General features: G+C 63.8%; 21 protein-coding genes. 11 read left to right on the top strand and 10 right to left on the bottom strand.

What is annotated here, in order from left to right; genetic code table 11:
* The first annotated feature begins 100 nt into the window (after positions 1-100).
* From MTP16_RS18690 to MTP16_RS18670, 5 genes are all read left to right on the top strand, one after another.
* On the top strand, positions 101-661 hold the full coding sequence (locus tag MTP16_RS18690; protein WP_243512797.1) for an RNA polymerase sigma factor: 561 nt from the start codon (positions 101-103) through the stop codon (positions 659-661).
* An 8-nt stretch (positions 662-669) separates the two neighbouring features.
* Positions 670-1,581 carry an anti-sigma factor gene (locus tag MTP16_RS18685; RefSeq protein WP_243512796.1) on the top strand — a complete coding sequence of 304 codons (912 nt, stop codon included), beginning with the start codon at positions 670-672 and terminating at the stop codon, positions 1,579-1,581.
* A gap of 131 nt (positions 1,582-1,712) precedes the next feature.
* A complete protein-coding gene (locus MTP16_RS18680) occupies positions 1,713-2,252 on the top strand; it encodes a heme NO-binding domain-containing protein (protein ID WP_243512795.1) in 540 nt (179 codons plus the stop codon).
* Positions 2,253-2,296: 44 nt separating this feature from the next.
* Positions 2,297-2,833 carry a rhodanese-like domain-containing protein gene (locus MTP16_RS18675; protein WP_243512794.1) on the top strand — a complete coding sequence of 179 codons (537 nt, stop codon included), beginning with the start codon at positions 2,297-2,299 and terminating at the stop codon, positions 2,831-2,833.
* A 132-nt stretch (positions 2,834-2,965) separates the two neighbouring features.
* Entirely contained in the window at positions 2,966-3,859 is an 894-nt protein-coding gene (locus tag MTP16_RS18670; RefSeq protein ID WP_243512793.1) for a hypothetical protein, read from the top strand.
* Here the strand turns inward: MTP16_RS18670 and MTP16_RS18665 are convergent.
* From MTP16_RS18665 to MTP16_RS18655, 3 genes are all read right to left on the bottom strand, one after another.
* Complete coding sequence (locus MTP16_RS18665; protein ID WP_243512792.1) at positions 3,822-5,186, bottom strand: glycosyltransferase 87 family protein; 1,365 nt, start codon at positions 5,184-5,186, stop codon at positions 3,822-3,824. The genes MTP16_RS18670 and MTP16_RS18665 overlap by 38 nt on opposite strands.
* Positions 5,176-6,633 carry a glycosyltransferase gene (locus MTP16_RS18660; protein WP_243512791.1) on the bottom strand — a complete coding sequence of 486 codons (1,458 nt, stop codon included), beginning with the start codon at positions 6,631-6,633 and terminating at the stop codon, positions 5,176-5,178. The genes MTP16_RS18665 and MTP16_RS18660 overlap by 11 nt, the downstream gene beginning before the upstream one ends.
* A gap of 154 nt (positions 6,634-6,787) precedes the next feature.
* Complete coding sequence (locus tag MTP16_RS18655) at positions 6,788-7,486, bottom strand: glycosyltransferase family 2 protein (protein ID WP_243512790.1); 699 nt, start codon at positions 7,484-7,486, stop codon at positions 6,788-6,790.
* A gap of 138 nt (positions 7,487-7,624) precedes the next feature.
* On the opposite strand from MTP16_RS18655, the gene MTP16_RS18650 reads away from it, so the two are divergent.
* From MTP16_RS18650 to MTP16_RS18640, 3 genes are read left to right on the top strand one after another with little or no spacing between them, the layout of a single operon-like run.
* Positions 7,625-8,080 carry a peroxiredoxin gene (locus MTP16_RS18650; RefSeq protein ID WP_243512789.1) on the top strand — a complete coding sequence of 152 codons (456 nt, stop codon included), beginning with the start codon at positions 7,625-7,627 and terminating at the stop codon, positions 8,078-8,080.
* Positions 8,081-8,091: 11 nt separating this feature from the next.
* Entirely contained in the window at positions 8,092-8,547 is a 456-nt protein-coding gene (locus tag MTP16_RS18645) for an SRPBCC family protein (protein WP_243512788.1), read from the top strand.
* Between the two features lie 37 nt (positions 8,548-8,584).
* Entirely contained in the window at positions 8,585-9,577 is a 993-nt protein-coding gene (locus tag MTP16_RS18640) for an alpha/beta fold hydrolase (RefSeq protein WP_243512787.1), read from the top strand.
* Between the two features lie 9 nt (positions 9,578-9,586).
* Here MTP16_RS18640 and MTP16_RS18635 read toward each other — a convergent pair whose 3' ends face one another.
* From MTP16_RS18635 to MTP16_RS18620, 4 genes are all read right to left on the bottom strand, one after another.
* A complete protein-coding gene (locus MTP16_RS18635; protein WP_243512786.1) occupies positions 9,587-10,666 on the bottom strand; it encodes a formylglycine-generating enzyme family protein in 1,080 nt (359 codons plus the stop codon).
* 23 nt (positions 10,667-10,689) lie between these two features.
* On the bottom strand, positions 10,690-12,051 hold the full coding sequence (locus MTP16_RS18630; RefSeq protein WP_243512785.1) for a 4Fe-4S binding protein: 1,362 nt from the start codon (positions 12,049-12,051) through the stop codon (positions 10,690-10,692).
* Positions 12,052-12,129: 78 nt separating this feature from the next.
* The gene (locus MTP16_RS18625) at positions 12,130-12,357 is read right to left on the bottom strand and encodes a hypothetical protein (RefSeq protein WP_243512784.1); all 228 of its coding nucleotides are present in this window, start codon (positions 12,355-12,357) and stop codon (positions 12,130-12,132) included.
* A gap of 25 nt (positions 12,358-12,382) precedes the next feature.
* Entirely contained in the window at positions 12,383-13,714 is a 1,332-nt protein-coding gene (locus tag MTP16_RS18620; protein WP_243512783.1) for an NAD(P)/FAD-dependent oxidoreductase, read from the bottom strand.
* A gap of 122 nt (positions 13,715-13,836) precedes the next feature.
* Here MTP16_RS18620 and MTP16_RS18615 point away from each other — a divergent pair, with 122 nt between their 5' ends.
* A complete protein-coding gene (locus MTP16_RS18615) occupies positions 13,837-14,268 on the top strand; it encodes a hypothetical protein (protein ID WP_243512782.1) in 432 nt (143 codons plus the stop codon).
* Between the two features lie 253 nt (positions 14,269-14,521).
* On the top strand, positions 14,522-15,247 hold the full coding sequence (locus MTP16_RS18610) for a carboxypeptidase-like regulatory domain-containing protein (RefSeq protein ID WP_243512781.1): 726 nt from the start codon (positions 14,522-14,524) through the stop codon (positions 15,245-15,247).
* A gap of 107 nt (positions 15,248-15,354) precedes the next feature.
* Here MTP16_RS18610 and MTP16_RS18605 read toward each other — a convergent pair whose 3' ends face one another.
* The 3 genes from MTP16_RS18605 to MTP16_RS18595 form a co-directional block, all read right to left on the bottom strand.
* The gene (locus MTP16_RS18605; protein WP_243512780.1) at positions 15,355-16,848 is read right to left on the bottom strand and encodes an APC family permease; all 1,494 of its coding nucleotides are present in this window, start codon (positions 16,846-16,848) and stop codon (positions 15,355-15,357) included.
* 83 nt (positions 16,849-16,931) lie between these two features.
* A complete protein-coding gene (locus tag MTP16_RS18600) occupies positions 16,932-17,468 on the bottom strand; it encodes a hypothetical protein (protein ID WP_243512779.1) in 537 nt (178 codons plus the stop codon).
* A 111-nt stretch (positions 17,469-17,579) separates the two neighbouring features.
* Positions 17,580-18,185, bottom strand: coding sequence for a hypothetical protein (locus MTP16_RS18595; protein WP_243512778.1), 606 nt, complete (start codon positions 18,183-18,185; stop codon positions 17,580-17,582).
* Between the two features lie 104 nt (positions 18,186-18,289).
* Between MTP16_RS18595 and MTP16_RS18590 the strand changes: the two genes are divergently transcribed.
* Positions 18,290-21,055 carry a hypothetical protein gene (locus MTP16_RS18590; RefSeq protein ID WP_243512777.1) on the top strand — a complete coding sequence of 922 codons (2,766 nt, stop codon included), beginning with the start codon at positions 18,290-18,292 and terminating at the stop codon, positions 21,053-21,055.
* Positions 21,056-21,071: the final 16 nt, after the last annotated feature.

Here is a 21,071-nt window from a genome sequence, read left to right as displayed (position 1 = left end):
TAGGCGTATACAGCGGCGGGTTATTGCGGGCACCGCCGTATTTTCGTGCGCTTCGCATGGTGCCCGCGTTGGCATTCATCTCTCATTTTCAGTCACTCCTGTGTCCGATACATCTTTAATCTCCCTGCCACCCGCCGCCGAGGCGGACCTCGTCCGACGCCTGCAGGCGCGCGACGAATCGGCCATGACGCTGTTCTACGACCGATATTCGGCGGCCCTCTACGGCGTCATCTTCCGCATTGTGAAGGCCGAAGATGAGGCCGAGGACGTGCTGCAGGAAGCGCTGGTCAAAATCTGGCACGCCTTTGCCAGCTACGACCCCAGCAAGGGCCGCCTCTTTACGTGGGTGCTGAATATTTGCCGAAATCTGAGCATTGATAAAATCCGCTCCCGGCAGCACCGCGTAGGTAGCCGCACTCAGGGGCTGGACGATAGTCTGACCGCGCAACGCCAGGCAGCGCCGACGTCCTTCCGCCCCGAGCACATTGGTCTGCAGGAAATCACCCAAAAGCTGGTTCCCGAGCAAAAGCAGATTATCGACCTTCTCTACTTCGAGGGCTTCACCCAAAGTGAAGTGGCGGAGGAACTCAACATCCCGCTGGGAACCGTGAAAACCCGTGCCCGCACTGCTATCAAAGTCCTCAGCAAACTCATTCGCTAACTGAAATCGTGGAAAATATCCAAGAATATATTGAATCGGGCATTCTGGAGCAATACGCTCTCGGAGAGCTTTCGCCGGCCGAACAGGCCGCGGTGGAAGCTCAGGCTGCCCGGCACCCGGAGGTCCGCGAGGAGTTGGAGCAAGTGCAGCAGGCCCTTGGTTTTTACGCCGAAGCCCATGCCCTCACGCCCCCGGCCGGCCTGCGCGAGCGGGTACTCGGCAACGTAATGGCCCAGATTGCCGCACCCGCCCCCAACGCTACCCCCAATAGCGCCCTGCGCGCTGATGTGGATGCTGCAGCTCAGGCGCCCCGTGCTGCCACTCCCGCCCAGCCGGCTGCCGGCGAAGCGGTGGTGCGCCCCTTCACGCCCGCGGCCGAAGCGCCGGCGGCCTCGCGCTCGGTGTGGGCCATGGCCGCCTCGGTGGCCTTGCTGCTGAGTTTGGGGCTGAACGCCATGCTGTATTCGCGCTGGCAAAATGCCAGTTCCGAGCTGGTGGCCATGCAAAACGAGCAGTCGCGCTTTGCCAGCACCACGCAGGTAGTGCAGCGGCAGTTGGGCGAGCTGCGCCAGGAAAACCAGGTGCTGCGCAGCGATGAATTCAAAGCCGTGGCCCTGGCCGGCACCAAAACCGCGCCCGCGGCCCGGGCCCGCGTGCTGTTCAACCCGGCCACCCACAAGGTGTTCGTCGACGTGCGCAGCCTACCCGCGTTGCCCGCCGGCAAGCAGTACCAGCTGTGGGCCCTCGACAAAGGCAAGCCCATTGACGCCGGCGTGCTCACGGCCACCACGGCTACCGGCCAGGGCCTGCAGTCGATGAAAGACATCGCCAGCGCCCAAACCTTTGCCATGACTGTGGAGCCCGAAGGCGGCAGCGTGAACCCCACTTTGAGCACCATGACGGTGGTGGGTAATATTTAAAGAAACAAAAAGTGCGCGATAGGGGTAGCCTAGCTGCCATCTGCGCGTACTTACCAAAGCGTTACCGCCCGTTGGCCCGCCCGGCCGATGGGCGGTAATTGCTTAATACCCCATTCTATAATTCTGATTGCATGCACGGAACCATCCTCACTTTGTTAAAGCGCTACGTGCAAACCCAATACGACCACAGCACCTGGGTGAAGCTCATGGAGCTCTCAGGCCTGGAAAACGTGGAGTTTGACCACAAAACCGTGTACCCCGACGCCCACGTGTACGCCCTGGTGGGCCATGCCGCCGAGATGACCGGGATTCCGGCCGGTGAGCTGCACGAGAAGTTCGGCGAGTACCTCGTGCCCGACCTGATGTACATGTACCAGAAGCTGCTCAAGCCCGAGTGGAAAACCTTGGACATGATTGAAAACACCGAGCTGACCATGCACAAGCAGGTGCGGGCCGAGCACACCGAAAACTCCCCGCCCGTGCTCGACGTGACGCGTTTGAGCCCTAACGAGCTGTACATCGACTACGTGTCGCCGCGCCGCATGGGCGGGCTGGCCGTGGGCATCGTGCGCGGCCTGGCTACTTATTTTGACGAAGCCGACCGCATCGACGTGCAGCCCACCACCAGCGAAGACGGCGAGCGGGTGCGCATCCACGTGCGCCGCCGCTAGCCTTTTTTATAGCGTTTTAGACGGTACTCCGCGCGATGTTCGGCATGTATTTTCCCTTCCTGGCCTGTTCCTGCCTGTGCCTGGGCCTGTTTGGCCTGAGCAGCTGCGGCCCCGACGAAGGCGCGCGCGCCGCTGGCTCGTCCGTGGCCTACGACCAAATGCTCCGGCTCTTGTACAAGCACACCGTGCCCACGGTGGCGCCGGCCGCGCTGGCGCAGCAGCTGAGCGGCCCCGACGCGCCGCTGCTGCTCGACGTGCGCAGCCCGGCCGAGTACGGCGTGAGCCATCTGCGCGGCGCCGAGCTGCTGCCCTACGACGCGGTGCCCACGGCCGAATTGGCAGGCGTGGACCGCCGGCGCCCGGTGGTGGTGTACTGCTCGGTGGGCTACCGCAGCGAGCGCCTCGGCGACCGGCTGCGGGCGTTGGGTTTTGAGAACGTGCGCAACCTCTACGGCGGCCTTTTTGAGTGGGTGAACGAGGGCTACCCGGTGGAGAATGCGGCCGGCCCTACGCCGAACGTGCACCCCTATTCGGCGGTGTGGAGCCCGTGGCTGAAGCGCGGCCGTAAGATATATAAGTAGTCGGACGGGCTGCTTTGGGATGCACGGCAATCTTGGTAGGGTCTTTTCTTCGTATTGAATGGACTGCCGCGCGGCATTAAATTTTTTAATGCGCCCGTGCCGGTACCTTTACGGCCTTTTCTCCCTGTTCTTATGCCTCGTTCTCCTCTTCGAACTGCCCTGCTTCCGCTGTTACTAAGTGCATCGGTGCTGGGCTGTAGCGCCCCCGAAAAAGAGAAGGCCCAAGGACGGGCGCCTGCTTCGGCGCAGGCGTTGCAGGCCGTACTGCCGCATTTCGACCAGGGCTGGGCCATGAATAAGCTGTGGGAAGATGGCCTGGCCGAAGTGGCGACGTACGCGGCGGAGCGGGTGGTTTATAAGAAAAAGCGCGCCTTCGAGTACACCATGATTACGGTGAAAGAGGAGTTCAACCAGGAGTATAACGTCAAAACCGACGACTACCAGCGGGCCGACTTGTTTCCGGTGATGAAAATCAACCAGTTCTGCTCCATTCAGGCCGACGAGTACCCGTACCACTACCTGACGTCGCTGTTCTTCCGCCGCGACCAGCCGGTGGCGCTCTACAAGATGACCACCACGGCGCAGGAATGGTGCGGCAACACGTTCAAGTCCATCATCGACGACGGTGTGAACTTCGAAATGTGGTACCACTCGTACTGGGACGGCGAGGGCAGCAACAGCCGCGACCTGCGCCGTGATGTGTTTCTGGAAGATGCCTTGCCCTACACCCTGCGCAGCCTGCGATTCGACCAGAAGCCGGCTTTCGACCTCACGGTACTCGACCTGCAGCAAACCAACCGGGCCAAGCCACCCGTGTATTACCAGGCCCACCTGACGACTGCTGAAGCCCCCGCCGACGCCCTCAACCCGGCCGCGTGGCGCGTGACCGTGCAGCTGGCGCCGGACAAAGCGAACACCTACCTCTTCGCCAAAGAGTATCCCAATATTTTGCTGCACCAGGCTACCTGGGACGGCCGCACGCTGCAACTCAAAGCCCAGCGCCGCTACGCTTACTGGCCCAAGTAGCGCGCAGCTCCCAGACGAGCACCGCATACGCACCTGCGTATTCCTGGGCCACCAGCCATAGGTTTTCGGTATAGGACGGGGTTTGGTAGGCGGCGTAGGAGAGGATGGCCAGGCCGCCCCATACGTGGGCAAAGCGGAAGCGTGTGAGCGTGCCCAGGCCCACCAGCAGCGTGAGGTACCAAGGGTGCACGGTGGTGGCTGCCGCGTAGTAGGCCGTGAGCATGAGCAGCAGCGTGGGCGAGAGCGAAGCCATTGCCAGCCGCCGCTCGCGCCAGGCCAGCGTGAGGCCCGCCAGGCCGCTCAGCAGGGCCAGGCTAGGGCCGATAATAGCAATCTGGTTGTAGCCGGTGAGCCATATGCCGACGGGTCGCAAGAGGTAGTACACACTCGCGTTGAACTCGAAGCTGCGGAAGTAAAGCTTGAGGCTGCGGGCGATATTGGCAAATAAATCAACGGATAAAAACGGACCAAACAGGAGTAGTGCCGTGCCCAGACACAGTGCCGCGTAGGCCGCAAAGCGCCGCCCGCCCAGCCGCCGAACCAGCAGCGGCAGCACCAGCAGCGGCAGCAGCTTGGTGGCCACGCCCAGCCCTAGCGCCCCCGCCGAGGCCATCCACCGCTGCCGGCTCAGCAGCCACAGCGCCAGCAGCACGAAGCCGAACACGAGGCCTTCAAAGTGAAGGTTGCCGGTGAGCTCCACTATGACCAGCGGGTGCAGGAGGTAGCTCAGCGCCCGCTGCGCCGGCCAGCCCAGTAAGGGCAATAAGGTAAGCAGCAGCCAAGCCGTGCCCGCCTCGGCCGCCAGAATGACCACACGCAGACAGGTGGCAAACCCCACCTCGGAGGCTGGAAATAACCGGGCGCTGGTGCCAAACACGAATTGGCAGATGGGCGGGTACACCGAGTAGTAGTGCGGCGAGTTGAGCTGCCGGTAGAGCTGCTGCAGCTCGGGCAGCACGGCGGCGCGGGTGGCCTCGCCGGGCAGTGCAGCGCGGGCGCCGTCGGCAATCAGCTCGTCGGGCCGAAAGCGGAAGGGGTTGACGCCGTTGGCCACCAGTAGGCCGTCCCAGCGGAAGCGATACACATCGTCGGACAAGGCCGGCAAGGCGGGCAGCCACAGCAGCCGGAACGCCAGCGCCGCGCCCAGGCCCCAGCGCAACGGCACGCGGGTGCGCAGCAGCCACCAATAGGCCAGCCCCGCTACCGCAAACAAGCCAACCAGCTGCCCAAATTGCGCCCGCGGCGTGGCGTAGGCCAAGGCCGCGTAGGCGGCGCCCGACAGCAGCAGGGCGGCGCATTGCGAAAGCGAGGGAAGCTTAACGGGCATGGCGCACCGAATAATAAAAGATGGCTGCAAAGCCCACCGTGAGCAAGGTGTGGAAAGGCAGCAGCCCGAAATCGTGGAAGTAGACGCCGGCGCCCCAGCCGAAAGCAAAGTAAGCGGCCAGCAACCCCTCCAGCGCCACCAGCGGGCCCACGCCGCCCGTGCGGTAGCGGCGGCGCCGGGCCGCGGGCGCCGTACCGGCCTTGGGCGTGCGCACAAAAGGCGTGCGCCGGCCCAGCCAGCCCAAAATAACCGCCCGGGCATTGTGCAGCGCCAGCCCCATCGAGACCGACAGAAACAGCAGAAAAAAGCCCGGGTAGCGCCACAACGGCTTGTCGGGGTGCGCCAGCCGCCAAGCTGAATAGTAGTAATAAACGAGCGGCGTGAAGCCGAACAGGAAAACAGAGGCTAATTGGAACACCACCTTGTACTCGGCAAACTGCGCCCGCACAAACACCAGCGGCACGCTCAGCAAAGCCATGAGCATGATGACGACGTACACGCTACTGTTAAGCAAGTGGAAGCTGGCCTGCAGCTTCACGGCCAGCGGCTGGCCGGAGCGCCACACGGGGCCCAGGTGCTTGTGCGCGGTTTCGGCGGCGCCCTTGGTCCAGCGGAACTGCTGCGACTTGAGGGCGTCCATCACGGCGGGCAGCTCGGCGGGCGCCACGATTTCGGGGCGATACACAAAGCGCCAGCCGCGCAGCTGGGCGCGGTAGCTCAGGTCGAGGTCTTCGGTGAGGGTGTCGGTGTGCCAGCCGCCGGCATCGTCGATGCACGCGCGGCGCCACACCCCGCCGGTGCCGTTGAAGTTGAGGAAAAAGCCCGCGAACGTGCGGCCCACCTGCTCGATAAGAAAGTGCGCATCGAGCCCGAAGGCCTGCAGGCGCGTGAGCAAGGACTCATTCTCGTTGAGGTGGCCCCAGCGGGTTTGCACCACGCCCACCTGCTCATCCTGCAGGAAAAATGGAATGGTGCGGCGCAGAAAATCGGCTTCGGGCACAAAGTCGGCGTCGAAAATGGCAATAAACTCGCCGTCTGTTTCTTCCAGGCCGTGGCGCAGGGCACCGGCTTTGTAGCCCTCACGGTTGGGCCGGCGCACGTGGCTGATGCGCAGGCCCCGGGCGGCGTGGTGGGCCACACGGGCGGCGGCCAGGTCCACGGTCGCGTCGTTGGAATCGTCGAGCACCTGAATGTGCAGCAAATCAGCTGGATAATCGAGCGCGGCAGTGGCGTCGATGACGCGCTCTACCACGTTTTGTTCGTTGTAGAGCGGCAGCTGCACCGTGACGCGCGGCCACACGGCGGGCACCGGCGGGAGGGGGGGCGGGGGCGCCTGGTGGGCCCGCCGGCCCAGCCGCGTGAGCTCCCACTGGCCCAGGCTAAACCCCAAAATGAACAGCAGGCACAGGCCGTAAACCGCCACCAGCAATATGGGCAGAAGCGGCATCAGCGAAGAGCGGGTTGGGGTAACAATGTGAAAGCGTCTGTCATCCTGGGCTTGCGAAGGACCTTATCAAGCTTGCGTTAGTAATAATGATTTAGGATTCAGTCGTGATAAGGTCCTTCGCTACGCTCAGGATGACAAAAGCCCTGATAGCGCATTACCAATACCGGAAAATGGTCCACAGAATCTTATAGCCTGCGCCCAGGGTGCCGCGCACAGTGCCCGACACCTTGCTGGTGCCGATGCGGCGGCGGTAGCGCACGGGCACCTCCACCACGCGCAGGCCCTGGCGGAAGGCTTTCACCTGCATTTCCACCGTCCAGCCGTAGGTTTTATCTTCCATGCCGATGGCCAGCAGGGCGGGGACGAGGATGGCCCGAAACGGGCCCAAATCGGTGACGTTGCCGTGGTAGCGCAGGTTGAGCAGCCGCGCCGCCAGCCAGTTGCCGAACCGCTGCTGGGGCATCAGGGCCCCTTTTTCGCTTTCGCCCAGGGCCCGCGAGCCAATCACAAGGTCGGCCTCCCCGCGCAGGAGCGGGGCCAGAAGTTCGGGCATTTGTTCGGGGTAATCGGAATGGTCGCCGTCGAGAAATACGACGACGTCGGGCCACTCGGATTGCGGCCGGGCGAAGGCGTGGGCCATGCCGGCCAAGCAGGCGTAGCCGTAGCCGGGGCGGGGCTCGCGCAGCACCGTGGCCCCGCAGGCCCGGGCAATGGCGCCGGTGTCGTCGGTCGAGTTGTTGTCGACCACGATGACTTCCTGCGCCAGCCCAGCCGGGATTTCGCCTAGCACCAATGCAATGGCGCCAGCCTCGTTGTGGGCCGGAATGATGACGCTGATGCGGGGCTGAATCATAAAACGGGGAGCGCAGCAAGCCGCTGCGGCCAAACAAAAAGGACCGGCCGGCACTATATGCACTGCAAAGATGCCGCCGCCGCCGGAAAGCCGCACCGTGCCCGTTCGTGCCGCGGCCCTCAATCAACTCCGACCCCCATGCTTCAAGTAGGCCAGCCCGCCCCCGATTTCACCCTCAAAACCACTTCCGGCGCCACCTTCCGGCTTTCCGACCAGCGCGGGCGCCACGTGGTGCTGTACTTCTACCCCAAAGACGACACGCCCGGCTGCACGGCCGAAGCCTGCTCGTTCCGCGACCAGTACGAAGATTTCAAAGACCTTGGCGCCGAAGTCGTTGGCGTGAGCTCCGACAGCGAAGCTTCGCACCAGAAGTTCACCCAGAAGCACCGCCTGCCCTTCGAACTGCTGGCCGACACCGACGGCCAGGTACGCAAGCTCTACGAGGTGCCGCGCGCCCTGCTGGGCCTGCTGCCCGGCCGCGTCACGTTTGTGATTGACAAAGAGGGCATTGTTCAATACATCTTCAACTCCCTGAGCGGCGCCACCGACCACGTGAGCAACGCGAAGAAAGTGCTGGCCGGGCTGCCGGCTTAAAGCCCTGCGGCATGGCACGCATCGAGCTGGAGACTTTCATTGGCGCTCCGCCGGAGGACTGCTACGCGCTGGCGCTCAACGTGCAGGCCCACCTTGACTCGGCCCGGCAAACCGGCGAACGGGTGCTGGATGCGCCCGCCTGCGGCAACCTTGGGCTGGGCGATGTAGTGACCTGGGAGGCCCGGCATTTGGGCTTTCGCCAGCGGCTCACGGTGCGTATCACGGCCGCCAGTCCGCCCCATCATTTCCGCGATGACCTGGTGCAGGGCGCCTTCAAAACCCTGCGGCACGACCATTATTTTGAGGCCTCACCGGGCGGGACACGGATGCGCGACGTGTTCGAATTCAGCAGCCCGGCGGGATTTCTCGGTCGCTGGTTCGACCGCCTTTTTCTAACCGGCTATCTGACCAGGTTCCTGCGAATCCGCAACGCCATGCTCAAGCAACAGCTTGAGCAGCGCCCATAGATTTTGCGTAAGCGTGGTTATATAAATCTCCTTGCCTATGCTTCGCTTCCTCTTGCTGCTCCTGCTGCCGTTGCTGCTGGCCGGCCCCCGTGCTTCGGCCCAGACGGCCCCGCTCAATGCCACGCTGGATGGCTACGACTACCCGTTTCCAGTCAAAACGCTGCCGTTGAAAATAGAGGGGCAGGCCCTAAGCATGGCCTATATGGACGTGGCGCCCGCCGCCCGGCCGAACGGCCGGACCGTGGTGCTGCTGCACGGCAAAAACTTCTTCGGGGCCTACTGGCGTGAAACGATTAAGACGCTGGCTGCCGCAGGGTTCCGGGTGGTAGTGCCCGACCAAATCGGCTTTGGCAAGTCCGACAAGGCCGACATTCACTATTCCTTTCACCAGCTGGCGCGCAATACCAAGCAGCTGCTCGACACGCTGGGCGTGAAAAAGGCCGCCATCGTAGGCCACAGCATGGGCGGTATGCTGGCCACCCGCTTCGCGCTGATGTATCCGGAAACCACCGAAAAGCTGGTGCTCGAAAACCCCATTGGCCTAGAAGACTACCGCGTGGGCGTGCCGTACCAGCCCGTGGCGCAGGCCGAAGCCACCGAGCGGAATAGCACCGAGGCCAGCATTCGCAAGTACCACGCGACCTATTACCCCAACGGCTACCCGGCTGCCCACGACCAATGGCTGCTGCCCCTGGCCGCCCAAACCCGCAGCCTCGACTTCCCCAAAGTGGCCCGCGCCAACGCGCTGACCTACGACATGATTTATCAGCAGCCGGTCAGCTACGAGTTCAGCCGCATTACCGTGCCCACGCTGCTCATTATCGGCCAGGCCGACCGTACCGTGGTGGGCAAGGCGCTGATAAAAGACCCCAAAGTGCTGGCCCAAATGGGCCAGTACCCAGCGCTGGGCCGCCGCACCGCCGCCCAAATCAAGGGAGCCAAGCTGGTGGAACTTCCCAACGTGGGCCACATTCCGCACTTGGAATCACCGGCGCAATTCTATAAGGCGCTACTGGCGTTTTTGGGGTAGCAAGCCGTTCTAGGGCATAAAAGACGCCTCGCCCACACACCGAAACCCAACAGTAGGTGCGGGGCCGGTGTATTTACCCCGGCTGGCAATGGTACACAGTGCCAGCGGGTCGCGGTAGCTGCCGCCCTTGGTGATGCCTGGTTCCTGTACGAATTCAGCTACGTTGCCAATCATGTGGTAAAGGCCATAGTCATTGGGCGCGGTGCTGTAGGCGTAATCAGGGGTTGGCGAATTGAGGAAATAAGGCAGCTCACGTTGGCAGTTAAACCATATAAGCCTGGTTTTGGCAGCGTTGAATTGGGCAATGTCGCGGGCAATTTGTTCGACTGGAATATCGGTTCGAGCTCGTTTTTGCAAATAAGCAGCCGAGGCCGGATGCACGTACACTTGGCGCGAGGTACAGGGCGTGCCGTACTCGCGGCTGATAAAATTACCGGCGGCAGACTCCCATTCCTGTTCGGTCGGCAGCCGAAAAGTGAACCGCTGGTGCTTGACCTTGGGACCACTGCTTTTATTGAAGTACTCGGTTACAATAGCGCCACGCCACCGGCAAAAGCCCAGCGCTTGCTCGTAAGAGATGCCCACAACCGGAAAGTGTTGGTAGAAGGAATTACTAAAATAATCCGGTAGTGGTTGAGCGTTCGCGTTAGGCAGAAAGGACTCATAAACTTCTTCGGCGGAGTCGGTATGGATGCAGTTGAGAAAATGCTGCCATTCCTTGTTTGTAACTTCCGCCTCGTCCATTTCAATGTTTTTACTGACAATGAAAACGGTGCCGGGGCCCTGTGCAAGGCGTTGTGATTTATCTATTTTAGGCAGGGCTGGAATGCGTCGGAATGCTTGGGCTGCTGAATCAGGGCAGGCCTCAAAACGGAACACGCGGGATTCATTAAATCCTTTTGGGTAGGTTTCGAACGCAAAAGGCCGGTCCGAATACCGCTCGGTAGGGTAGAGCGGCAGGGCTGATGTTGTGCTGTAAGCGGCAGGGCGGCTGCTGTTTGGGCACAAATACTGAATCTTCGTGAGTGGACTACAGGCGCTACCTGCTAATACCAACACCGCACCAAATGCTTTTATAAATCTGGCCATAGTAGAAAGCTGCTTTTTGCCTGCTAGCTCAATATCCGCAGCGAGTCCGCATGAATCAACTGCGAAGCTTGATACCGCCCTTCGCGCGGTCCATTTTCCAGGTTGAGCACACCGCGGGGGCAGGCGGTGCTGCACAGGCCGCAGCCCACACAGGCCGCCCGAACGATGGGCTCGCCGCGCTGGGCGTACTGCTTCACGTCGATGCCCATCTCGCACACGTTGGAGCAGTTGCCGCAGGAGATGCACTGGCCGCCGTTGGTGCTGATGCGGAAGCGGGAGAAGTGCTTTTGCAAGAGGCCCAGGTAAGCCGCCATAGGGCAGCCGAAGCGGCACCACACCCGCGAGCCCAGAATCGGGTAGAAGCCTACGCCCACCACGCCCGAGAACACCGCGCCAATGGCGAAGCCGTACCACTTGGCCGCCACGCCGCCGGCCTCGCCCAGCAAGGTGCTGCCGGTGGCAAAATGCACCCACAGCAGCGCCGTGATGGCCACGATGATGGCAAGGATAGGATAGATGAGGCGAACTTCTAAGCGCCAGGCGGCGCGGCTCTTGTCGGAGAGGTGGCGGTAGGGGTCGCCGGCGGTTTCGGCCAGGCCGCCGCAGCCGCACACCCAGGAGCAGTACCAGCGCTTGCCAAAGAAATAAGTGAGGACGGGCGTAGCCAAAAACGACATCATCGCGCCCCAGAACACCATGAATACGCCCAGCCCGCCGTGTTGAAGCAGCCCCGTCACCGTGGCTGGAAACAGGTAGTCATACTTGAGCGGCCAGAAGTAGCTGAAATAGTACTCAGGCTGCTGAAAAAACTGGAGCAGGCCCGGCAGCAAAAAGGCAAAGCCCAGCTGAAAAAACATCACCGATGCCGTGCGGATGAGGTGGTAGCGCGAGTGTCGGTACTTCCACAGGGCCCGGGCGCCCATCAGCAGCACGGCCAGCGTGTAGAAGGTGCCGTAGAGAAACCACTGGTCGGCCGGCCGGCCGCGCAGGGCCTGGCTGAAGCCGTCGAGCGGGTGCACCAGGTGGTCGAGCAGGCCGAAATGGCCGTGGCCATCGTCGGTACTGAACCAGTAGAGCAGCACGTAGAAGCCAGTGAGCACCAGGCCCGTCACCCAGGCCATGACGCCCCGGCTGGTGCTGGCCCGTTGCCACAGGTGGTCGTGCTGCACGCCGGCCGGGCGCGTGCCAAACTTGAGCCAACTCCAGCCCAGCGTGCCCCCGCTGATGAGCGCCAGCGCTGCCCAAAACCATAGGCGCTGGCGACCGGCGTCGGCATCGGCCAGGGCCAGGAGCAGGGCCAGCAGGCCACCCGCCACCACGGCCAGGGTCAGCTTCTCGGCGGCTGGGGTGGCGGGCAGGGGCGGGGCGGCAAGGGTTGGAGTCATCGGGACCGGTAGGGAGAGAAAAACGGGCGTGGGCTGGTAGAAACGATGCAATGCCGCGTGCAGATTGCGGTCCGGCTATTAATGGTGGTGATGATGGCCGTCGCCCGGCTTGCCGAAGAGGTTGATGAGGGTGCCGAAGATGTAAAAACCTATCCAACACACGTAGAGCCAGTTGAAGCCCGTCGGGATATGGCCCACAAAAAAGTAAAGAATCAGGTGCGCGCCGGCGCTCATCAGCAGGCCGGTGAGGGCAATGAACTGGAAGCTGTTGAGGGCCGAAGGGCGGTACAGTTTGGAAAAATCCACGGGAAAAGCAGGTTAAACGGAAAATCTAAAAACGGGCAAACAAGCCCTTGCGCCGCTGCAGCACCACGGCCTGCTGCGGGAACTGCCGATTGAACGCCGCCACGATGGCGGCTTCGTGCTGCGGCGCAAACTCCGCGTCAAAGTTAGCCGCCCCCAATCCGGCCAGCACGGCGGCCACCGGCGCCCGCTGCCGAATCCACTCCTCGCACACAGCCTGGCGCAGGCGTAGCCCCAGGGCATTGAAGCCGACCACGGCGTGCGGTGCGTCGGCCCGGAAGTACACCCGGAAAGCCGCGCGCCCCGCTGCATGTTCCCAGTAAAAGCTCTCCAGGCTGGGCGTAGGGCCGGCCGGCGCCTGCCCGTAGGTTTGGTATTCCAGGTTGAAGAACTTGGCCGAGTTGAACCACACGCCGCGCCGGTAAGGCGTGGGCTGGCCGCAAATGGTATGCGCCACGGTTTCGCCCTGCATGCGGCCGGTGTACCAGAGCTGCTCGATGGGCACCTCGCCCGCGGCGGGCCGGCGGAATTGGGCGCAGTCGCCGGCTGCGTATACGTGGGGGACGCTGGTGCGCAGAAATTCATCAACCAAAATGCCGCGGTCCGTTTCCACGGCCGAGGTTTTGGCCAGCGCCAGGTTGGGGGCCACGCCCGTGGCAATGCCCACCCATTGGCAGGCAATTTCTTCGCGCTGGGTGGTGCGCACGGCCCGCACCCGGCCCTGGGCATCCCCCAAAATCTCGGCTAGTTCGGTGTGGTAGCGCACCGGCACGTGGTTTTCGCTGAACTGCAGGTCGACCAAATGGGCTTCCTCGGGCGGGAGCACCGATGCCCAGTAGCGGCCGTCGCGCACCAGCACCAGCGGCTCGATGCCGCGCGAGTGCAGCATTTCGGCCAGTTCCACGCCGATGAGGCCGCCGCCCACCACCACGCCCCGGGTGATGCCGCGGGTGTCGCGTGCCATGGCTTCGAGGTCGGGCAGGCCGTAGAGGCTTTGCACGCCGGCCAGGTGCTGGCCGGGCCAGCCGGGCCGGCGGCTTTCGGAGCCGGTGGCGAGCAGCAGCTGGTCGTAGGTGAGAGTAGTGCCGTTGTCGAGAATGAGCTGTTGGTGGGCGGTATCCAAGTTGGTGGCGATGGCGTGAACCAGCTCCAGGCGGTTTTCAGCCCAAAACCAGTCCTCGTAGGGCTTGATGTCCTGGGGGCGCAGGTGGCCCATGTACACGTACATCAGCGCGGTGCGGGCGTAGTGGTGGGCGCTTTCGGCCGAGACCAGCGTGATGCGGGCCTCGGAGCGCAGGCGCCGCACGGTGAGCGCGCATGTGATGCCGGTGATGCCGTTGCCGACGATGACTAAGTGCATGGATTATAAAAGCTGAAGCCGGGCGCCAAATGTAGCCCCCGCGGCGCTGAACCGCCCGAACGGAAACGGAATGCCGGGCCCTGCGTAAGCCCAGGTACTTTTCACCTCAACCCATCCGACCAATGATTCCCGACAACCTCTCCGGCGACGGCACCGACCCCAACGAAGGCGAAAACGCTGGCATTACCGAAAACAAGAATTTCGTGAAAAACGAAGAGCTGGAAAAACAAAAGGAGTACAAGCAGGACCAGAGCAACAACAAGTCTAGCAACGACCCCACCGCCGCCCGCAACACCGGCGCCAACGGCTACACCCAGCGCGACAACCAGAAGGACCAACTCGAAAACCTGCACATTGGCGGTTCCGAAACCAGCCCCCAGGGCGGCAACGACCACTCCGGCGCCGGCGAGCAGGCGCAAGGCCCGGGCTTCGAGGCCGAAGGCAGCTACGAGCTCGACCATAATATTCGCACCCGCGACCAGGAATTTGGCGAAAAGGGCACCAGCGGTGCCCCCACGCCAGCCGGCAAAAACGAAACCATCAGCGACGAATAGCTGCCGGCCGCACCCGTTGCAACTGCCTCATTGCGGGGCCAGTGCTCTTCCAAAGGGAAGGCGCTGGCCCCGCTTTTGTTTGGCTAGATGACGAACACCGTCGGGCTACTTCCCCGATATGTTCAAAAAAAGAGGAGCTGGCTGCGCGATGCTGGGCTAAATCATTAACTTGCCGGGCATATCTAGGGCCGCAGTAATGGCACGCGCGGCGATTTTAGGTCTTTTCACCACCCACTTTTTTAATGCCTTGCCGATGAATCCGGAAAATTTACCCAAAACCGAAGAGCAACCTTACAACCCCAACCTGGACGCGCAGGACGAGGACGTGACCTCGGGCGGCAACAATCGCCTGACGTATATTCTGGTGGGCGTGATTCTGGCGCTGGTGGTGGGCTACGTGGCCCTGCCCAAGGGCCACGGCAGCGGCCTGTCGTCCGTCACGCCATCCTTTATGCTGGATGATGCCGCCGTAGTCGCCAAAATGCCCACGGCCGCCGACAGCATAGCCGCCGGCCTCAAAGCCGCTCCGGCCGCCGATGAGGAAGCTGCCGCCGATGCTTCAAAAGCAACCATCAAAACTGCTGCCAGCCGCCCCACTGCCTCGGCGACCGCCTCGGCAGCGGCTCCTGCTGCCACCGCCATGCCCACTGCGGCCCCTGCTTCGGCACCCGAGCCGGCGCCCGAAGCTGCGGCCCCGGCGCCCGCGGCGGCCTCAGCCGCGCCCGCCTCCGTCACCATGTCGGGCAAGATTGAGGACGAAAACGGCAAGCCGCTGGCGGGCGCCACCGTTTTCCTAAAAGGCAGCAGCAAGGGCACCAGCACCGACGCCAATGGCAACTACAGCATGGAAGTGCCCGCCGGCAGCGACAACACCCTCATCTACGGCTACGGCGGCTACGAAGACCAGGAAATTCGCAGCCGCGGCACCCAGCCCGTGGACGTGACCCTCACGCCCCGCGCCAAGAAGAAGCGCCGCTAAGCTTGGTTGTTCAAAACGATAAAGCGCCCGGACTTACAGGAAGTCCGGGCGCTTTTTGATTAATAAACGTCTTGCAGCGCGTAGCCGCGGCCTGACGTTCGGGTAGCTTACGCCTGACCGGCCGAGCGGCCGAAGCGGCGGCCAAATAGGAAGTACACCGGCAGGCCCAGCGCCATCAGCAGCAGGCCGCGCTGCGAAAATTCGGCCGTATCGGGCGCAATGAGCAGGATGATGCAGAACGTGGTGGCCAGCAAGATGTAGAGGCCCGGCACCAGCGGGTAGCCCCAGGCGCGGTAGGGGCGGGGCGCCTCGGGGCGGGTGCGGCGCAGCACAAAAATGCCGATGATGGTGATGACGTAGAACAGAATGACGGCAAACATCACGTAGTTGAGCAAGTCGCCGTACTTGCCACTCAGGCAGAGCACGCAGGCCCAGAAGCACTGCGCCCACAACGCCCGGCCGGGCACGTTGGCCCGGTTCAGGCGGGCCAGGCCGGGAAAGAACAAGCCGTCTTTGGCCATGGCGAAGTAGGCCCGTGCCCCGCTGAGGATGATGCCGTTGTTGGCGCCAAACGTGCTGAGCATGATGAGCACGGCCATCACATAGGCGCCGTTCTGACCGAGCACCGACTCGGCCACGGCGGTGGCCACCCGGTCGTCGGTGGCGTACTGAATGCCGCGGCCGGCCACCGTGGCCGCCTCGGGCGAGCCGTGCAGCGGCAGCACCAGCAAATACACCACGTTGATGAGAATGTAGAGGCCCGTGACGATGGCCGTGCCGATGGCCATGCTGCGCACCAGCGTGCGCTCGGGGTTCTGGATTTCCTCGCCCGCAAAGCCGATGTTGTTCCACGAATCGGACGAGAACAGCGAGCCCGTCATGGCCATGCCGATGGCAATGAGCAGCGCACTGCCGCTGATGGGCAGCGGCGCGGCGCTCACGCCCGGGGCCGAGTAGCGCATGGCCGCCCACATGTCGGCAAAGTTGGCTTGAATGGCCTCGTGGTTGAGCCCCAGGGCCAGGCCGAAAATGATGAGCAAAGCCAGCGCCACCAGCTTGGTGCTGCCCAGCACGTTCTGGATAAGCTTGCCGGTGCGCACGCCCTGTGCATTGAGCGCCGTGATGCCCACAATCAGCAAAATGGCCAGCAGCTGCACCGACGAAAACGTGAAGTTCCAGCCGCCGATGTTCGTTTCAAACAGAATGTGCTTCACGCTGAACCAAGGCTGCAGCACGCCGGTGAACTTGGCAAAAGCCACGGCCACGGCCGCGATAACGCCGGTTTGGATGACGAGAAACAGCGTCCAGCCGTAGAGAAAGGCCGTGAGGCGCCCGAAGGCCTCCCGCAGGTACACGTACTGCCCGCCCACCTTGGGGAACATGCTGGCCAGCTCGCCGTAGCTGATGGCCCCGGCCATGGTGATGAAGCCGGTGAGCAGCCACACCACCAGCAGCCAGCCCGCGCTGCCCACCTGCCGCGAAATATCGGCCGAAACGATGAAGATGCCCGAGCCTATCATGCTGCCCGTGACGAGCATGATGGCGTCGAAAAGATTGATGGCGCGCTTAAAATGCGGCTGGTCGGGTTGGGGTTCGGTCATAGAATGGCTCAAGAATTTTGTCAAAGAAAACGAAAAGGCCCGCCGAAACCGGCAGGCCTTGAAAATTTGGTAGCCGCAAGCGGCTAAAACTCGCTGCGGTCGTACCAGCTGCGCATGCGCCAGGGGTCGTTGCGGTTTTTGCGCACCAGCACGATGCGCGCCGTGCCCGAGCCCGAAAACCGCTGCTCGTCGCGCTGCTCGATGGTGAGCAGGAAGGAGCGTTCCACGCTGGCCAACGTGTCCGACGAGAGCGTGTCGGAGCTGGGCAAATACTGCGTCCACTGCAAATTGGTGGAGCGGGCGGCTCGGAAGAGACGGTAGGTGGTGTTGGCGTCCACGTCGCGGGTCCAGGTGCGGTCCACGTTGGCCGCAAAGTCGCGGTAAGTGAACTTGAATTTGGGCGAGAGCAGCTGCCCGTAGAGGGTAGAATCCCGCAATTGATACGAAGCCCGAAACCGGTCGAAAAAGCCGCGCACCGTCACGGGGTTGCCCAGCAGCGCGTTTTGGTCGGTGGGCACCTCGTCGAGGGCCGGCGCAAACGGATTGCAGGCCGGCACGGTGAGCATCAGCCCAATGCCTACCAGCAGCAAAACAGGATACGACGGACGCCGGAGCTTCATGGTCCGAAATATACGGTTCGCTTAATGAGGAATGAAGAAGGAGGAGTGAATAATTAGGAAATTGTCAAAACCAGGTCAGAAATTCCTCATTCCTTATTTAAGCCGCAGGCTTCAGTGCGAGCTGAAGTACTTTTTCAAATCAGTCCAGCACAGGCCGGGGGTGGTGCGCTGGTCGCGCCAGGCCACAATGCGCCACTCGTTGTTGCGGCGGCGCAGGATGAGGCGGATATTGCCCTGCAGCGTGCCGGCGTGGAAAGCTGTGTCCAGCTGCGTGATTTTGAGTTGGTACAGGGCCGAAACCTCTACTGAATCGGTGGTGTAAAGCTGGTCGCGCCGGTCGCTGAGCGTGAGCGTATTATTGGTGCCCGTAGCGGTGCGCCGACGCAGGCTGCTGAAGTAGGTGGTTTCCTCGGGCACGCTCCAGTTGGCAAAGAGGGCGGGCGAGGAGCCGGCGCTGGTGGGGTCGGGCACGAAGCGGTAGTTGGGGCCGCTGAAGGTGCGCTCGTAGTTGGCCACGTTCACGCGCTGCACGGCCGTGATGAAGTTGCTGAGCAGGATGTCAATCTGCGTGGGCTGCACCCACTCACTGGCCGCCGCCGCGGGCTCGGGTTCGCGCAGCTGGAAGCAGGCTGGCAGGGCCAGCAGGCTGAGCAGGGCCGGCAGCGCAAGGCCGCGGAGCCGGTGCGGGCGTGTGAAATAGCTGCGCTGAGGCTTCATAACCGGTTGCCAGGCTAGGGGTTGAACCGAAAGATACGGCCGCTTTCGCTGGCGGGCCGCGCCCGGGGCCGTACTTTCGTCGCCCGTCATCCGCTTCTTTCCGCATGTCCCGCAAGCTTCTGGCGCTGCTCACGGCTCTTGTTTTGCTGCTCACGCTGGCCACCTACGTGTACTACCGCCGCACGCTGGCGGCCGTGCCCGTCGACCCCTACGCGCTGGTGCCCGACGATGCCGTGCTGGTGCTCAGCACCCACGACCACCCCGCGCTGGTGCGCCACCTGCAGGAAACCGAACTGTGGGACAACCTCACGGCGGTGCGCTACTTCCAGCAGGCGGCCGGCCACCTGGCCCTGGCCGACAGCTTGGCCGGCAGCAACGCCCGCCGCCGCAACGGCCTGCTCAGCCTGCTGGGCCGCAAGTTGGTCGTGACCTCCCTGCACGTGACGGGGCCAGGCGAGTTCGACGTGCTCTACCAGGTGCCGCTGAACCGGGTGAGCGAGTACCGGCAGGTGCGCAGCCTGCTCGAAACCCTGGGCCGCGACGCCCGCTACCGCCTCAGCACCCGCGACTACCAGGACCAGGAGCTGACGGTGCTCACCGAGCAGCGCAGCGAGCGCAGCATCACCCTGCTCAACTACCGCAACCACCTTCTGCTAAGCGCTAATCCCAGCCTGGTAGAGGCCGCCGTGCGCCGCCTGGCCCACCCCGATGCGCCCACGGTGCTGGCCGCTTTCGGCTCCACGGACTTGTTGAAGCTAAAGGGAGTAGATGCTTCGCTGTTAGTCAACTATCGGCGGCTGCCGCAGTTTCTGGACGTGCTGTTTCGGCGCGATGCGCACGGGCAGTTCGACCTGCTCACCGGGCTGGTATCGCAGGGGCTGCTGGGCGTGAAGCTCACCGGCCGCGAGTCGGTGTTTCAAGGCTTTTCCAACCCCGAAACGGCCAAGGGCGCCATGCAGCAGCGCCTGCGCGGGCAGCCGGCCCGGCCCCTGGGCCTCACCGGCCTGCTGAGCACGCGCACGGCCCTGCTGCTGCACCTGGCTGCTAACCCGGGCCGTTCCTGGCCCGCCGTTTCGAGCGGTGGCACCGATTCGCTCGGCATCGCCGGCGCGCTCGACAGCCTGCGGGCCACCTTCGGCGGCGAGATGGCGGTGGCCTACCTGGCCACTGCCGCGCCCGGCAGCCGGCCGGGGCGACTGGCCTTTGTGCGCTGCCCGGCGCCGGCCCGCACGGCCAGCTGGCTGGCCCGGCTGCGCCGACTGCAGGGCAACTCGCCGGCCTTCACCCGCGTGGGTCGCTACGAAATTCACCCCACCGGCTTCACCGAGGCTTCGGTGCTGGGGCCCCTGCTGGCGCCCGACCGGCCCTACGCCGTGGAGGCCGTGGCCGGCGCCGGGGTGCTTGTAGATGACTACCTGGTGCTGTCCGACGAGCAAACCCTGAACGCCTACCTGGCCGACGTGGTGGCCGGCAGCACCTGGGCCCAGACGCCGGCCCAGGTGGCCTTTCTGCAGGAGACTCTGCCCCGGGCCCGCCTGAGTGTGTTCATCGACACGCGCAACAGCTGGAACGCCCTGCTGGGCGTGCTCACCGAAGACCGCCGGGCCGGCTTGCTGCGCAACGAAGCCCTGTTCAAGCGCTTCCCCCAAATGGCCCTGCAACTGGCCCCGCCCGAAAACGAGGACGCGCCCGAAGCCCAGTACTTCACCCAGTTGCTGCTGCACCGGCCCAACCTGGGGCCGGCCACCACGCAGGCCGGGGGCGCTGCCGCCAACGGCCGCGTGCTGGCGTTCAAGCACGGCCTGACCGGCACGCCCACCTTGCTGCCGGCGCTGGGCACGCGGGTGCCGGCGGTGGTGGTGCAGGATTCGCTGCGCACGCTGCATTACGTGAGCGCCGAAAACGCCGTGCTGTGGTCCGACACGCTGGCCGGGCCGGCGGTGGGCGCCACCCTGCTGCCCGCGGCCGGCGGCGTGCCGGGTGGCCTGCTGCTGGGGGCCGGCCACCGCCTCCACCTGCTGGCCAACGACGGCGGCGAGGTGCTGCCCTTCCCCCTGAACCTGCCCGATACCGTGCGCGTAGCCGCCCTGCTGACCGCCGCCGACAACCTCGCCGCCCCGGCCCGCCTGCTGGCCGTCGCGGCCGGCAATGCCCTGACCTTGCTCGACGCCAAGGGGCGCCAATACCCCGGGTGGAAACCCAAGCGGCTCGATTTCCCCCTGGCCGGGAAGCCGGCGGTGCTCACGGTGGGCGGGCGCGACGTGGTGGTGGCGCCCCTGCAAAACGGCTATGTGTACGCGTTCGACGGGGAAGGCGCCCTGCTGCCGGGCTTCCCCCTGAGCCTAAGCGCGCGGCTGGCCGGCGATGTGCTGGTGCAAGCCAGTAGCACCCTGGCCCGCACGCGCCTCACCATGATAAACCAGCACGGCGAGCTAATAAGCTTCAACCTGAGCGGCGACGTGCTCAGCCGCCGACGCGTGGCCACTTGGAGCCGCACCGCCCGCTTCCGCTTGGTACCCGATTTGCGCGGGCGCAGCTTCGTGCTCACGCGGGAAGACGGCAACCAGCTCGATGTGTACCTGCCTACGCAGACGGCCCCGCTTGTCACCCAGCGCTTCGTGACTTCGGGCGAGAAGGCGGTACAATTCTTCGATTTCGGCAACCGCCGCCGGTTGGTGGCCGTCACGGAGCCCGGCCCGGGCCAGGTGTTTCTCTACGATGGGCAGGGCCAACAGCTTGGCGAGGAAGCTTTGCCCAGCACCGGCACCGGCGTGGGGCTGACCTATGACGCCACCACGGCCACTTATCAGCTGGTGCGAATTGTGGGGCGTGAGCTGCGCCGAACGGAACTGCGCGTCGGACAGCAGTAGGCGCATTGATTCCTCA

It is taken from the genome of Hymenobacter monticola, from assembly GCF_022811645.1.
Taxonomy (GTDB): domain Bacteria; phylum Bacteroidota; class Bacteroidia; order Cytophagales; family Hymenobacteraceae; genus Hymenobacter; species Hymenobacter monticola.
Note: the sequence above shows the minus strand (reverse complement) of the source record. Positions and strands in the feature narration are given on the sequence as shown.